Raw genomic sequence first — 13,667 nt, forward strand, 5'->3', positions numbered from 1 at the left:
GGCTGGGGCTGCTTCGTGTATGACTCCAATGGTGAAAGAGATCGAGGCTTACATTGCTCTAGTATTACCGCCATGGGGAAACTTTCAGCTCTCGCCGTGATCACTGCTGCCGCCCTGGGGCTGGTTGGCTGTAATGCCAGCGCATCCACTTCGCTGAGCCCGGCCTGTGAGCAGTTCGTTGAAGCACACTCGGGGTATGAAGCATCCGAGACGGCAGATCGATCTGCCGAAGTTGCGGCACTTAGAACCCTGTGGGACGAGACCATTGCCGCAGCCGAGGCATCCGAGGGAGACACAGCTGCCGCCCTCGAAAGGGCAGCAGCGGCAATAACGTCGGCTGCCATCCGCGAAGGCGAAGATGCTCACCTCGAGGAATCGCTCAGCAACGCTGAAGATGTGTGCTCAGCTCATATAGAGGAGACCGCCCCAGCAGTCCAGGCGGCACCGTCTGAGTAGGCCTGCTTGTTGAGGGTGGTGTCGTAGTAGGTACCGCCCACGCCCGCAACAGCAGGCGTTAGGCGCTGCGCCGTCGTCATGTTGCCACCATTGACACGACTTCCCACGCCGACCGCCGTACCACCCGTGAATAGCGGGACGTTCGGGGTTCCACCGGTCAGGTGGTTCGGGCCGATGATGAGCCCGGCCATGGTGCCGTTGAACGCAATAACCGCGGAGCGAGTGAACCCATCGAAAGAGTTCGTCGCGATCGTCCCGCTGCTGCATGCGTCGAGGTTGACTCCATCCTGAGAGGTTCCCTGCCCAGCGACCATGTTGCCGGTCATGAGGAAGTTCGTGACCGACTGAAGGATGATCGGCTGGTACGGGCCACGTAGTGAGTTCCCACCGAAAACGATGTGGTCTGTGGATGAGGCATGGACGGCGAACCCGTTCGGCGCCCACCCCTGGAACGAATTCGCGCTAACCGTGGCGTATTTCGTGTTGGTCGAGATGGAGAGGCACCGCGCCGTTACTCCTGCGCCGTCGACCGTGTTGGCGGTGATCGAGGCGTTCAGGGCGCCGACAACCTCTAGGCCGAATGCCGACGCCCCGATGATCGAGTTGCCGCTCACAGAGGCGTTGTCCGACTTGTCGACGCTGATACCCATGCGCCCGCCGACTGTCGTGTTGTTGCTTACTGTGGCGTTGTGAGCTTTCCCGAAAATCTCGATGCAAAGCCCTGAAGTGTTACCCGCTGGGAGTGAGACGTGATTACCGGTGACGCGGATGTAGTTAGCCGTCGCCGGGGTCTCGCCCTTGATCCGAATGCCATAAGGCCCGATGGCCGTATTGGTGATCGTGTTGTTGGTTACGCTGATGTTCGAGATTGAGCCCGAGGCGGTCGCGGTGACGCCGATGCCTGCGTCGCCGGATTCGGAGATGCGGCAATCGTTGACGCTCGCGTTGCTTCGGACGACGTTGATAGCGACACCCCGGGCGTTGTTGATGACCGCCCGGTCCACGACTGCACGCTCTCCGTTGACCAGGATGCCGCCCGAGCCGTTGGTCTGGTTCGCCTTATTGCCCTCGATGACCGGCCCGGTGAGGGTCACGTCTGGCGCTGAGATCTGGATAGCGTCGGCGTTCGACCCGTCAGCGATCTTTAGCAGCGACCCGGCGGCGAAAATCCATTGCTGCCCCGCGACGTTCGCGAGGAGGGTCGTGACTGTGTAAGTGCGCGGAGGGAAGTAGACGGTACCGCCCACGCCCGCCGCGTTCCGCGCCGCATGGACCGAGGCAGCGTCGGAGCCGGCGACAACGATTGCCGGCACGAACATGGCACTTAGTGCAGCGCGGGACGGGCTAGCCGGGTCCTGCAGCTCGCCGGCGACAGCGGCTCTGGTCGTTGCGACGTTCGCGCCGTCCTTGCCCGGCTCGCCCTTGAACGCTCCGGTTGCTGCAACGGCTTCGACTTCGGCGGTGACGCGCTCCGGCACTTCCGCAGCCAGCTGCTGCGCGGCGTCGCGAGCTTCCTCTACGAGCTTGCGGGCGTGATCGAAGGAGTTGCGGCGCCACACGAAGGCATCGGGGCCGCTGCCGGAGACCCAGTCGTGGGAAAACGCCCCGGCTGGGTCTTGAACATAGACGTCCGGGACGGCGCCCAGCGAGGAACTCTGGACGGATACGGAGGTCACGCCGTAGAGGCTCTTGATCGGGAGCGGGTTCGAGCGGTCGCCGACGGCGAAGACCTGGAACCGTGCGTTGGGGGCGATGACGGCGGCTGTGGTGCCGGCCTGTCCCTGGTCAGCGGCGGTGCCGGCGACGACGCCTTCGTAGTAGATATCTGACATGCGGTCCTCCTAGTGGGGTGGTGGGCGTAGCGAGAAGACCCCACTAGGAGGCCTGCTGTTCGGCAGAGTCAGAGGAGCTCGTGGCGTCCGGGCGGGTTCCCGTCGGGGGACAGGAACGACAGGTGCGCACGCGTCCACTCGACGACGCCGGGCACTGCGAGGATCCGGGTGACCAGAGCGGTCAGGGCGATGGCCGCGAGGAGGATGCCGTTGAGCACCACGAACAGCCACTCGGGGATGATCGGGGTGTTCTCGGTCAGCCAGTCCGCGCAGACCGCGAGGATGCCGTTGAGCAGGGGGAGGAGGCCGAGGGCGGCGGCCACGGCCGTCCTGAGGGTGGCCCGCCCGGGGTGCGCTACCTGGGTTGTCGTGGTGGGCGTGCTCATCGGGTCTCCTTGGGTGCGGCGTCGATGGTGGACTGAGGGACGATGCGCAGCGGGATGTCGGCTGCGTCAACGAGCTGAAACTCGTCGAAAGTCACGGGGCGCAGCGTGCCGGTGGCGACGTCGAGCGCGTACACCGAAGGGTTGCCCTCGGCCTTGACGTAGTAGGACGGCGCGACGTCAGCGACCGCCTGACGGATGGAGGCGTCGACCTGCGCGGCAGTCTGGTTACCCGCGAGTGCTTTCACTGCGGCCGTGAGTCCGGAGATCTGTTGGAGGACGATGTTGATGTCGCCCTGGGAGGCGAGCTGACCGGCCGCGGGGGCCATGTTGATCCTGCCCGCGATGGTCTTGACGCTGGTCTGTTCGCTGATCAGGTGGCGGAGGTTCTTCTCGAAGTCCTCGCGGCCGTTGTAATACGGGTCTGCCATAGTTCTGCGCTCCTATCGTGAGCCGATGAGCTCGAGCATGAAGGGGTCGTCCGTCGGGGAGCTTGGCGCTCCGATCGAACCGGCCCCGATGGGGATGACGTACGGGGTGGAGAAGTACGCGAGGGGATCCTTGCGGCTGTACATCCCGTCGCTGTAGTCGATGGGGAAGGTGACCAGCGAGAAGTGCACGTGCGGACCGCCGGAGCGCCCGGAGTTTCCGGAGAGGCCCATCACCGTGCCAGCGGCGAACCACTGGCCAACCAGGGCGTCGAGCCACGACTCGTCCTTGTGGGCGTAGTAGGTGCCGGTCCCGTCGCCGTGGTCGAAGCACGAGATGACGCCGGATGCCCACTTCGCAGCCGGGTCGGTGCTGAACCCGTACTTGATCGCCACCCAATCCGGCATGTTCCTGCCATCACCCGCGAAGTCGAGCTTGCCGCCGCCGGCGAGCGCGACGGGGGTGCGCATCGGGCAGGGGATGTCGATGCCGTCGTGTCCGTGGGGCTGGTAGTTGCCGTACTCGATGATGGTTGGATGCCACGACGGTAGGAACGCGGTGGGGTTCACGCCGTAGAGCTGGGACGTGCCTAGGCGTGGGTCGGTGGGCCAGACGGTGAGGGGCATCAGGGGCCTCCGAGGATGGTGGGGGTGGGGATCATCGCGGCCTGGCAGGGGCCGCCGCCATTGAGGACCTGGCCGTCGCTGAGGGTGATCTGCCAGTAGGAGTCAGCGCCGATTCCGATGCAGTCGACGTCGGTGATGCTGGCGCCTTGCGCGCCGGGGGTGCCGGGTTCGCCCTGGGGGCCAGTGGGTCCGGGGACGGTGGAGTCCGCGCCGGCGGGGCCCTGCGGCCCCTCCGGTCCCGCGGGCCCGGGCGCGCCGTCCTGCCCGGGCGGGCCCGGGCTGCCGTCGGCTCCGTTGAGCCCGTTCGCGCCGCTGGTTCCTGGGGGTCCGTCGGAGCCGTCCAGCCCGGCCGCGCCTGGCAGACCGTCGGAGCCGGGTGCGCCGGGGCCGCCTGCAGCTCCGTCTTCACCGTCGGTGCCGGGTGATCCTGCGCTGCCGTTCGCGCCATCGTCGCCGTCCTCGCCGGGGGGTCCCGGGGGGCCTTGCGGGCCGGCTGGCCCGGCGACGGGCACCTCGGGCGCGTCAGCGACCTTGTCGGCCTTCTCGCACAGGTCGCTGTCCTGGATCTGTGCCGGGTCCGGCGGGCAGCGCTGCTTGATTTCCTCGGCGAGGGTCTGTGCGTTGCCTGCGGCGTTGTCAGCGCGCTGGTTGGCCTGGTAGCCGATGATGAACACGGCGACGAACAGGGCCGCGATGAGGAACGCGACGAGCGCCCCGAGGAGGTTCCGCTTGCGTTCAAGATGACTCATGCTGTGCCTTCCTCGCCTGGGGGGTCTGAGGTCTTGCCGGTGTCGCGCAGGACGTAGTACCTGTCGCGCCATTCGTCCCTGTCCTTCTCTGCCTCGCGCACATCGATGCGGAGCTGCTTGATGTCGCCGCGACGTTCCTCGCGGAACTTGTCCGCAGTGCGCTGGTACCAGACGAAGGCGGCGATGAGGAGGACGACGACGATCCCCAGGACGCCGTACCGTTCGAGGGCGGACACTGCCGCCCCGGATGCTGCTTGTTCCACACCTCGGGTTACCTTTCGCTCGGGTGCCCGCAGGCGGTGATGCTGACAGCGGAGAAGTACGCGAAGCCGAGGTAGACGATCGTGGCCGAGAACACTCCCCGGCCGGTTGCCGGTCCGAGTGCCGCGGAGACCGCGAAGGCCGCGTAGGTGATCGTGAGCACCAAGGCGACGAGGCTTCCGCCGCCTCGCCTGAACTCCAGCAGGAGCAAGGCACCGGTCAGCATGAAGACGGCGCCCCATCCTTCCGGACGGGCCCAGAGGAAGGTGCCGACGAAGGTCGGCGCTTCGAGGAACCGTCCGGCAGACAAGATCAGCACGAGACCGAGCGCCATGCTGAAGAGCGCCACGCCCCGCACCAGCCGCGCGTCGGTTGGTGGCGGCGTCGTCGTTTCTCGCTCCATCCGCTCAGACCTCACCGGGCTCGACGGCCCAGGACGCGGAGAGGGAGACGGCGCCGCCGGGAGCGACAGGGTCGACGATCGTCACGTTGCCGTCAGTTTCAACGACGCAGTCGATGCCGCGGGTCTTCCGCGCTGGGGCGAGCTCCCGGGGGATCCTGAACATCGCGGTACCCGCCGGCGCGGTGTTCGGGTTGACCTCGCGCGCGTCCTTCAGGACAGCGCCGGAGAGGTGAGCGGTGCCGTTGGCGATCCGGAACTGGACGCCGTTCCACCCGATCCTCGCGTCGACGAAGGGCCGGAACGCGTTGCCATACACCTCCGGGCCGCGCCACGGCGTTGTCTCCTGCTTCGTGGAACGGAAACCCCAGTTCCCGTTCTCCAGGGGCATGTAGCGCCACAGCTCCCCGCCCTGGAAGACCTCCGCGCCGGGGCTCTCGAGGTACTGCAGGGCCTGTCCGTTGTAGGCGTAGTAGGACCCTGACCCGCCGGCATGGACGCGGAGGTCGATGATCTGCTCGATGACGGTCTTGCCCGCTTCGACGAGACACAGCGCCAGCGGCTGATCGGATTCGCGGCCCGGGTCGTCGGAGCGCTCAGGCAGCGCGGTGGTGTCCACGAAGCCGGGAAGGAACATGATGCGGGTGAAAGCCGGGTCGGTCCACGAGCGGCGCGCGACGACCATGTACCAGCGCTGCGTGCCGCTGGTGACGGCTGGCAGGGAGAACGTGTCGTACTGGGGGAGGGTGTCCATGATGGCGTCGCCCACGATGGTGCCGGCGTTGACGCGGATCCCGCGGTCCACGCCGACCTGCGCGGTCACTTTCCAGTCATTCTTTCCGAGGGCGGTGAATCGCCCGGACTGGATGGCCGGCCAGTACTTCGCTCCGATGGCGGCATCGATCGCGCCGGAGACGACTTCCCCGGCCTCGTCGAAGACGGCCGGGTAGCCGTAGCTCTCGATTACTACGGGCATCAGGTACTCACTTTCAGGTCGGTCAGTGCTTTCGCGAGCGCGGTGATCGCTTGCATGATCAGTTCGTCGGGGTCGTCCTTCGGGCCGATCGTGGAGGAGATCTGCAGCCCGTTGGCGGCGTCGTAGGTGACGCTGACCTCGGATAGGACATTGGTGACCTCGGTGCGGGACCCGACCCGGGCCGTGACCAGGGAGCCTGGCCGGACCCCCTTAGGGCCGAAGACGCGGAAGTTCCCAGACTCGGCGAGCTCGACGGTCAGCGACGCGGTCGCTCGGGTGTCCTCCAGCGCTTCCGCGGCCCGGATCGCGTGCGTGGCGGACTCCGAGGTGTCCCGGGCGTCCCGGAACACCTCGATGACGTCGCCCCAGAGGGCCTCGCGGGCGGCATCACGGAACGGGATGAACTCCCGCGCCTGCCCTTCGCCCTGCGCGCCGACGATCCCGCGTGTGGCTTCCGGAGGGTTCCGGGAGAACCCCCACTTCTGGATGACCCTCGAGCGTTCGGTCAGCGGCTGCAGGTAGGGCTTGGGCTCGACTACGTCCAGGTGCAGGGCGCCGTCCTTCATCTCCACCGTGATGCCCAGTGAAGACGCCTCCAGCGCCGGCTGCAGACGGTCGATCATCGGGTGCATCCGGAACGTCACCTCGGTCACCGGGCCCCGCCCCAGATCCGGTGCGATGACGATCGGGATCTGCGAGCGCTCGACCACGTTGCGGCGGACGATGTCCTTGATGATCGTCTCCAGCGGGGCGCGCCCGATGGTGTAATAGGCGTCGTCCTCGCCTTGGCGGTCCGGTGGCAGCCCGGGGGCCGGCCAGCCGAGGAAGTTGTGCATGAGCCGGTAGTCGGACTGGCAGCTGAAGACGTAGTCCCCGGCTACTCCCGGGCCCACCCCGGAGACGGGCCGGATCATCCCGGTCATGAGAGTTTCGCGGCGGAAGTTGATGCGAAGCCTGGCGCCCTCGTCCGACATGGCGGCAATGCGGTGGTGATTGCCCGGGAGGGTGATGCTGGTTTCACTGATGCCCCGCCACCGGATGGTGGACCGCAGTGCCTTGAAGTTGCCCAGAGGGGCAACCCATTGCATGTCGCGGTTGAAGATGTCGATGCGGAAGTCCTGGCGGCCCATCAGATGCCCATCAGGACGTGGCGCTTGAACCGGGCCTCGATCGATCCGGTGCCCGTCATCGTCAGGTCCAGCTGGACGTCCTCACCCGGGGGGAGCGGGGCCGGATTCCAGTTGCCGAAGCCGATGCGTTCCATGACATCCTCCCCGTCGAGTTCGGCGATCTGGTTCAGCGGGTCGGTGTCGATGATCAGGCGCTGCCCGCGCTCGATCGGGAACGGGATCCGGATGAGTTCACCGTCGAGCCCGACCACCGCCGAGGTTGACGGCCCGACGATGGTCCATTCGAGGTACGCCTCGACGTCGCCCGTGTTGCTGATCTTCGCGGTCGCGAGCTGCGACGCAGGCGAGTGGTAGAACGGCGGGCCGAAGCGCCTGAACCCGTAGAACGGGATCTGCCTGCCGACGACCCACGAGCCGACGATCGTCCCGGCGTCGAAGAACGGGTTCTCCGGCAGCAGCTCGATGCCATACACCTGCCACCCGGCCTTCGACGGATCCCGGGTCAGCGGGGCGTTCACGGCCGCGAAGCGCAGCGTGAGGCTGAACTTCTCGCCCGTCGGCAGCTCGATCGTCCACACCCCGGTGGTGCCGGGCCGCATGGTCCGCCAGAACGCCCGGTTCAGCTCGATCCACTCCGCGGGCTTGCGGCTCGGGTCGGTGTAGACGCCGATGTTCCAGTTGACCTTCCGGCCCGTGGCCAACCAGTCGTCCCACTGCACGCCATGGACCACGGGGGAGCTATGGGTGTAGTTGGTGATGTCCGGCATGGCCATGCCTTCGACGTCGCCCATCAGGAAGACGCCGGAGCGGTAGTCGGAAAGGTTCCAGACCGTGCCGTCCCACCCGGTCCACGTGTGCTTAATGCCCGGCAGCTGGCTGGGCGGCACGACGGGAGCGGGCGGGACGTACGGCGCGGCGAACAGGATGGTCACTAAACGCTCACCGTCTTCCTCAGGTTGTTCAACGTGCCCTGGCGGCGCACCTTGGTCTGGAGCTCATCGACGATGTCCTGCGGGTTCCCGTAGAAGGGCCCCTGCAGGATGTAGGTGTCCCCATCGCCGGCGCCCGCGAGCGCCTCGGCGGCCACGAACCGGTCCCGGGCCGCGAGCTGACCCGGGGTATGGATCAGCTCGGGCTTGCGGGTCTTGTTCTGGATCAACTGCGGCCGACCCCCGTTGGGCTGGAGGACACCGCCGTTGTCGTACAGGGTCGGGAAGACCGACTGCGGGGCCATCTGCCCGAAGCCGAGGATCTTCGTCGCCCCGTCCCAGATGTCGGCGGCAATGTCCTTCAGGCCACCGATCTTGTCGGTCAGGAACTTCGTGGCCATGGTCACGACTTCCTTGCCGGCGCCGACCGCGAGGTCGACGAAGGTGCCCGCGCCGGGGAAGTTGGTCCTGATGCTCTCGATAAGTCCGTTCGCGATCTTCTTGAACGGCTCGAGGATCGTGGCCAGCAGTCCCGGCCCGTCGCCTCCGCCAACGTCGCCGCCGTCACCGGCCGTCCGGCCGCCGGAGCCAGGCTTGCCGTAGATGGTCTGCAGGTTTCGCTGGTCGTACGCGGTGGGCCACAGGGCGCCGCCGCCGGCGCCCAGGTACGGGTGCATGACGGAGGTGTTGCCGGTGTTGTGCCCGAGCCCGACGGCGTGCCCGATCTCGTGCACGAGCGTCGCGAGTTCGTTCGGCCCGCCGGGCTTGATCGCGACTTCCTGCCCGCTGTAGTAGCCGATCCATGCAGGGTTCGCCATCCCGCCGTGCCGGACACCGATCGAGTTCTGACCGAACCCAGATCCGAGGTGCCTGACCGCGTTGACTCCGAGCCCGGACAGCCCCTGCCACGCGCTGGCTGCGCGCTGCAGCATCGACATCGGGAACGCGCCGAGGGCGTGGAAGTTCATCGCCCCGGCTCGCTTCGCCGCCATCTGCGGCCCACCCCAGATGAAGGGCTCCGACCCTGCCTGCGGTGCGCCGAGGCCCATCTTCTGCTTTGCCGCGCCCGTCATCCCTTCGATGACCCGGCGGACAGCGCCCTCCCCGCCCGTGTTGCCCGCACGATTCAGGGCGTGGATGGTGCTGTGCCCAAGGCCGCGAGCGGCCTCGGGCACCAGCACGCCCTCCTGCGAGCGCATGGGGGTGAGCACGTTGTCGCGCTTGCCCGGGTCGCGGCCCGGGATGATGCCGCCGCGGTTGAACCCCTTGGGCAGTGCGATGTCGGGCAGCGGGCTAACGCCGACCTTCTCCGCGATCTTGTTCACGTTGCCGATCAGGCCCTTGTTGAGGACCGTTTCGACCACGAACCGGATCGGGGCCTTCGCCAGATCCTCGAGACCCTTAAACCACTTACCGGCGGCGTCGACGCCCAGCTCGAAGGCCTTGGGGACCTTGTTCTGGATGATGTCCGCGATACCGTCGAAGATCGGCTTCAGGGTCCGGTCGTAGACCGACGAGACCACTCCGCCGATGCTGTCCATCGCCGGCTTGATCGCGTTGTCGTACAGCCAGGAGAAGACCGGGCCGAGGGTGCGCCGGAAGAAATCGACGACGGTCTGGAAGATGATCGTCCACCCGCGGATCTGGGTATCGATCACCCCGGAAATGAATCCGAACACCGGGGTGATGATCGAATCGCGGAACCAGACGAAGATCGCGCCGAGGGTGTTCCGGACGAAGGCGACCACGAGACCGAAGACCGCGGAGGCCATCGCCCACCAAGAGGAGATGATTGCGCCGACCGCAGCGAACACCGGCACGATCGTGTCCTGCCAGAAGGACAGGAACGCCGGGATCAGGATCTTCGTCACGACCGCGACGATGATCTCGAAGATCTTCGAGGCCAGCATCCAGAACGCATTCAGGACCGTGCCGATGCCGGAGAACACCGGCTGAGCGACGGCGAGCGCATTCTGGAAGGCGCCGACCACCCAGCCTGCTGCCGCCTGGATGCCGGCGAAGGCGGGCTGGATGACGTTCGTGTACAGCCAGGACGCGGCCGTGCCGATCGCCCCGAATACCTGCTGAGCAATCGGGACCACGCTGATCTGGAACCAGGACACGACCGCACCGACGGCGAGCTGTATCCCGGCCCACGCGTTCTGCACGATCTGCCGGCCGAGTTCGGTCTCGGTGAAGAACAGGACGATGCCAGCGATCGCCGAGGCGAGGATCGCGAGGAGGCCCACGAAGGGGAGCGCCTTGACCGCGAACCCGAGCGCCCGTGTCGCGACCGCGGCGATGCCCTGAGCGACCGTGAGGCCGCCTGTAGCCGCGGTGGTGGCGGTGGTGGCCGCTGTAGACGCGGCCAGTGCGGCCGTGGTGGCCCGCCGGTTCCCAAGGGCCGCCTGCCCTACCGTCGTATTGGTCGTCTGGGCGGCCGTCTGCGCGCGGATCGCTGCGGCCAGGGACCTGTTCGCGGTGGCCTGCGTCAGCAGCAGCGGCACGCGCAGGAGGTCCGCGACCGTGGCAGCGACCGTGGCCGCTCTCATCGTCACGTAGCCGGCCGCGAGCGCGATGATGACGCCGGTGAGGACGTTCGTGTGCTCGGACAGGTAGGTCATGACGGAGGTCGCGCCCTGCAGGAGCGGGATCGCCAGAGGGAGGGCGCCGGCGACGAGGCCGCCGATCTCCCCGGACAGGCCGCCGATGGCCTTGCCGACCTCGACCATGATCGGGGCCGCGGGACGGGCCACGGCCATGATCGAGGAGAACAGCGGCTGGACCTGGCTGAAGTCGCCTCCAGTGAGGGCTTTCGCGGCGTCGCGGATCTTGAAGAGGTTGTCCGCGAACGCGGAGTCTTCCTGCTGCCCGAAGATCGGGCCGGTGAAGTCGCCCTTCGCGACCACGTTCCACAGGTTGCCGAGGGAGTCCGACAGCTGGCGTGCCTGGTAGCCGGCCTTCTCCGCGAACCCGGGGAAGCCGCTGGAGGTGACTTCGCCGTCGTTGTACTTCCATGCGGCACCGAAGGCATAGATGGCCCCGATGCCCTCGTTGACCGCGAGGCCGAAGCCCTGCGACGGGTCGAGCCCGAGGGCCTGCACGAGCACCGGCGTCGTCGCGCCTTCGCCGAGGGCGACCTGGAAGGCCAGCACCCGGTCAAGGAGCGCCGAGACGCCCTCGACGGTCCCCAGCGCCCGCGCACGGGCCGCGGTGAACGCCGGGGCGAGGACCTGACCGAACTTCGCCGACACGTCCGCCGTCGCCGCGGACAGCTGCTTCTGGATGTTCGCGGTCGACGTCGACGTGCGGGCGAAGTCGCCCTGCGCGTCGGTGGTCTGCTCCATGATCAGTGCCTGCGCGGCGAGGGTCTTGTTCTGCGGAGTCAGCGCCTCTTTCGTGGTGCTGATCAGGCCCATCGAGAGGGCCTTCTGCCGCAAGGACGCGTCGTCGAGCATCACGCCGTAGGCGCGGATCGGCTCGGTCTCGCCGCGCAGCGCGGCGCCGATGGCCTCAATCGCCTGCTCCGGGCTGGTGCCCTTGAACGAGGCCATGTCGGACGCCAGCTGCGTCTGCTGGGTCGCGAAGTCCGCCAGCTCGTCACCGGACAGACCCGCAGCCTTGCCGTAGGTGCCGAAGGTGTTCGCGGCGTTGATGACCTGCTGCTTGGTCAGACCCATCTGCTTCGAGGCCGTCGCAGACTGGCTGATGATCTTCTGCATGCTGTCGCCGAAAACGACGCTGGCAGCAGCCGTCGAGTCCTCAAGCTCCGAGAAGGCCCCGACCGAAGTCTTCGCGAAGCCGGTGATCGCACCGGCGCTGAAGACAGCGAGCGCAGGGCCTACCGCGCTCTTGAGGGTCGAGGCGAACCCGCCTCCGAGCTTGGACCCAACCTTCTTGCCCGTGGCTTCCGCTTCGGCGGGAGCGGGCGCGAGTTCCTTGGACAGGTGCCCACGGAGACCACCGAAGAGCTTGGGGCCAAGGCGGCTGCCGGTGCGCTCAGCCCCACGCTCCACGTCGTCGAACTCGGAAAGGACGGACCGGCCGAGGCCCTTGGTCGTTGCGACGAGGTTGATGGCTCCTGTGCCGAGCTCGACAATGGGCAAGAGGGCCTCCTACGGGTTAGGAGGCCCTCGGAGCCTCTATTCAGTTGACGTGCTGCCAGGTGCGCCCATTGAGGATCGCGCTGATCGTCGACCGGGACACCCCATGGCGGGCGGCGAGCGCGGCCTGTGAGTGGCTGGTGTCGGCCCGGATGGCCCGGACGTCGACCTCGGTGAGTTTCGTGCGCGTACGGCCAGCCTCGGCCCGTTCATCGGCTTCAATGACCGCTTCGAGCTCGCCGATGTCGTCCGGAGCCGTCCAGCCGAGCCATTCGAGCATTTCGCTCGTCGGCAGCGGCGCGTAGTCTTCCTTCTTCGGGCGGTGGCCCGGGCGGGGGAAGGGCTTCGGGCGGTTGCGGCCGGACTGACCGTCCTTGGTCTGGAACCAGACCAGGTAGGCGACGAGGTCAAGGACCTCGGCGGTCACCATCATCTCGGGCGTCCAGATGCTGTCCTCGTCGATGACCGCCAGTCGGCGGTGCATCGCAGAGTCCTCGGGCAGGTGCCTGATGATGACGTAGAGGTCGCGCCAGTTGAACTTGCGACTGCCGACGTTCCGGAGGCGCAGTCCGCGGCCGATCAGCTCGTACTCGAGCGCCTCCAGCGCCTCGCCGCCCTCCTGGATGAGCTCGGCGAGGCCTAGAGTTCCCCCAGCGAGATGGCGGACTCCTCCTGCCACTGCTCGAGGAATTCAAGGACCTCGCCGATCGTGAGCTCGTCGAACGTCTCGACATCCTCGGGAGAGAGGATCTCGGCGACGATGCGGTCCTGCACCTCCTCTTCGGGGATGGTCCGGAACTCCTTGGCGAGCTTGTACGGCAGGTTCTCGACGTACTTGGCGCGCAACACCGCGCCGTCATCCGTCGTGTATTCGAAGCGGTCGTTCTTGTGGTGGCGGGGCTTCTTGTTGTCCTCGGGGGTCTTCGCGCCGGCTGCCTTGGCTGCTTCTGCGGTGTTGGTCTGTGCCATGGTGGGTTCTTCTTCCTGCTGGTGGGATTCTGGCGCCCTGGAGGGCTGGTGGTGGGCTTCTGGTGGTGCTGGTGGGTGGCGGCGCGGGGAAGCCCACCATGGAAAAGCCCGCGCCGCCGGTCTGCTTGCTGCCCTGCCGCTCTGAGGGCGCTACCCTCTGGCCCCTCAGCCGGTGCTACCGGCCAGGAGTTGCCAAGACGAGTCCTTCCCCGGCCCGCCGGCGGCGAACAGGGAAGTAAGCAGGAGTCGCTATGCGGCGGTGAACTTGCCGTCGTCGTAGTAGCGGTAGACCTTGATGCCGGACTCGTCCTTGTAGGCCGAAACCTGCAGTTGAACATGTTGAGGCCGCCGACGACGAACGGGGTCTCCTCGATCGTCGTGAGCTTGCCGTTCGGCACGAGGATGCGCATCTTCTTCTCGACGT

13 protein-coding genes are annotated in these 13,667 nt (G+C 67.1%); all 13 read right to left on the reverse strand.

Going from position 1 to position 13,667, the window contains the following annotated elements; genetic code table 11:
• Positions 1-407 precede the first annotated feature (407 nt).
• Complete coding sequence (locus V6S67_RS07845) at positions 408-2,288, reverse strand: right-handed parallel beta-helix repeat-containing protein (protein WP_334209709.1); 1,881 nt, start codon at positions 2,286-2,288, stop codon at positions 408-410.
• Positions 2,289-2,356: 68 nt separating this feature from the next.
• A complete protein-coding gene (locus V6S67_RS07850; protein WP_334209710.1) occupies positions 2,357-2,674 on the reverse strand; it encodes a hypothetical protein in 318 nt (105 codons plus the stop codon).
• Positions 2,671-3,102: a hypothetical protein gene (locus V6S67_RS07855; protein ID WP_334209711.1), complete on the reverse strand. Its 432-nt coding sequence runs from the start codon at positions 3,100-3,102 to the stop codon at positions 2,671-2,673. Before V6S67_RS07855 ends, V6S67_RS07850 begins: the two co-directional genes overlap by 4 nt.
• A gap of 12 nt (positions 3,103-3,114) precedes the next feature.
• Positions 3,115-3,726, reverse strand: coding sequence for a M23 family metallopeptidase (locus V6S67_RS07860; RefSeq protein ID WP_334209712.1), 612 nt, complete (start codon positions 3,724-3,726; stop codon positions 3,115-3,117).
• The gene (locus V6S67_RS07865; RefSeq protein ID WP_334209713.1) at positions 3,726-4,475 is read right to left on the reverse strand and encodes a hypothetical protein; all 750 of its coding nucleotides are present in this window, start codon (positions 4,473-4,475) and stop codon (positions 3,726-3,728) included. The genes V6S67_RS07860 and V6S67_RS07865 overlap by 1 nt, the downstream gene beginning before the upstream one ends.
• Entirely contained in the window at positions 4,472-4,738 is a 267-nt protein-coding gene (locus V6S67_RS07870; RefSeq protein WP_334209714.1) for a hypothetical protein, read from the reverse strand. The genes V6S67_RS07865 and V6S67_RS07870 overlap by 4 nt, the downstream gene beginning before the upstream one ends.
• A gap of 8 nt (positions 4,739-4,746) precedes the next feature.
• Entirely contained in the window at positions 4,747-5,139 is a 393-nt protein-coding gene (locus tag V6S67_RS07875; RefSeq protein ID WP_334209715.1) for a hypothetical protein, read from the reverse strand.
• A 4-nt stretch (positions 5,140-5,143) separates the two neighbouring features.
• Positions 5,144-6,112 (reverse strand): hypothetical protein, encoded by a 969-nt coding sequence (locus tag V6S67_RS07880; protein WP_334209716.1) that lies wholly within the window; start codon positions 6,110-6,112, stop codon positions 5,144-5,146.
• The gene (locus tag V6S67_RS07885) at positions 6,112-7,242 is read right to left on the reverse strand and encodes a Gp37-like protein (protein WP_334209717.1); all 1,131 of its coding nucleotides are present in this window, start codon (positions 7,240-7,242) and stop codon (positions 6,112-6,114) included. The genes V6S67_RS07880 and V6S67_RS07885 overlap by 1 nt, the downstream gene beginning before the upstream one ends.
• Complete coding sequence (locus V6S67_RS07890; protein ID WP_334209718.1) at positions 7,242-8,174, reverse strand: hypothetical protein; 933 nt, start codon at positions 8,172-8,174, stop codon at positions 7,242-7,244. The genes V6S67_RS07885 and V6S67_RS07890 overlap by 1 nt, the downstream gene beginning before the upstream one ends.
• Positions 8,174-12,277 (reverse strand): matrixin family metalloprotease, encoded by a 4,104-nt coding sequence (locus V6S67_RS07895; protein WP_334209719.1) that lies wholly within the window; start codon positions 12,275-12,277, stop codon positions 8,174-8,176. Before V6S67_RS07895 ends, V6S67_RS07890 begins: the two co-directional genes overlap by 1 nt.
• A 40-nt stretch (positions 12,278-12,317) precedes the next feature.
• Entirely contained in the window at positions 12,318-12,953 is a 636-nt protein-coding gene (locus V6S67_RS07900) for a DUF5361 domain-containing protein (protein ID WP_334209720.1), read from the reverse strand.
• Positions 12,914-13,243: a hypothetical protein gene (locus V6S67_RS07905; protein ID WP_334209721.1), complete on the reverse strand. Its 330-nt coding sequence runs from the start codon at positions 13,241-13,243 to the stop codon at positions 12,914-12,916. Before V6S67_RS07905 ends, V6S67_RS07900 begins: the two co-directional genes overlap by 40 nt.
• Positions 13,244-13,667 lie beyond the last annotated feature (424 nt).

It is taken from the genome of Arthrobacter sp. Soc17.1.1.1, from assembly GCF_036867195.1.
Taxonomy (GTDB): domain Bacteria; phylum Actinomycetota; class Actinomycetes; order Actinomycetales; family Micrococcaceae; genus Arthrobacter_D.

What these genes read in the sequence shown, in the direction of transcription:
- V6S67_RS07845 (WP_334209709.1), bottom strand. Translation starts at nt 2,288, where the DNA reads ATGTCAGATATCTACTACGAAGGCGTCGTCGCCGGCACCGCCGCTGAC.
- V6S67_RS07850 (WP_334209710.1), bottom strand. Translation starts at nt 2,674, where the DNA reads ATGAGCACGCCCACCACGACAACCCAGGTAGCGCACCCCGGGCGGGCC.
- V6S67_RS07855 (WP_334209711.1), bottom strand. Translation starts at nt 3,102, where the DNA reads ATGGCAGACCCGTATTACAACGGCCGCGAGGACTTCGAGAAGAACCTC.
- V6S67_RS07860 (WP_334209712.1), bottom strand. Translation starts at nt 3,726, where the DNA reads ATGCCCCTCACCGTCTGGCCCACCGACCCACGCCTAGGCACGTCCCAG.
- V6S67_RS07865 (WP_334209713.1), bottom strand. Translation starts at nt 4,475, where the DNA reads ATGAGTCATCTTGAACGCAAGCGGAACCTCCTCGGGGCGCTCGTCGCG.
- V6S67_RS07875 (WP_334209715.1), bottom strand. Translation starts at nt 5,139, where the DNA reads ATGGAGCGAGAAACGACGACGCCGCCACCAACCGACGCGCGGCTGGTG.
- V6S67_RS07880 (WP_334209716.1), bottom strand. Translation starts at nt 6,112, where the DNA reads ATGCCCGTAGTAATCGAGAGCTACGGCTACCCGGCCGTCTTCGACGAG.
- V6S67_RS07885 (WP_334209717.1), bottom strand. Translation starts at nt 7,242, where the DNA reads ATGGGCCGCCAGGACTTCCGCATCGACATCTTCAACCGCGACATGCAA.
- V6S67_RS07905 (WP_334209721.1), bottom strand. Translation starts at nt 13,243, where the DNA reads ATGGCACAGACCAACACCGCAGAAGCAGCCAAGGCAGCCGGCGCGAAG.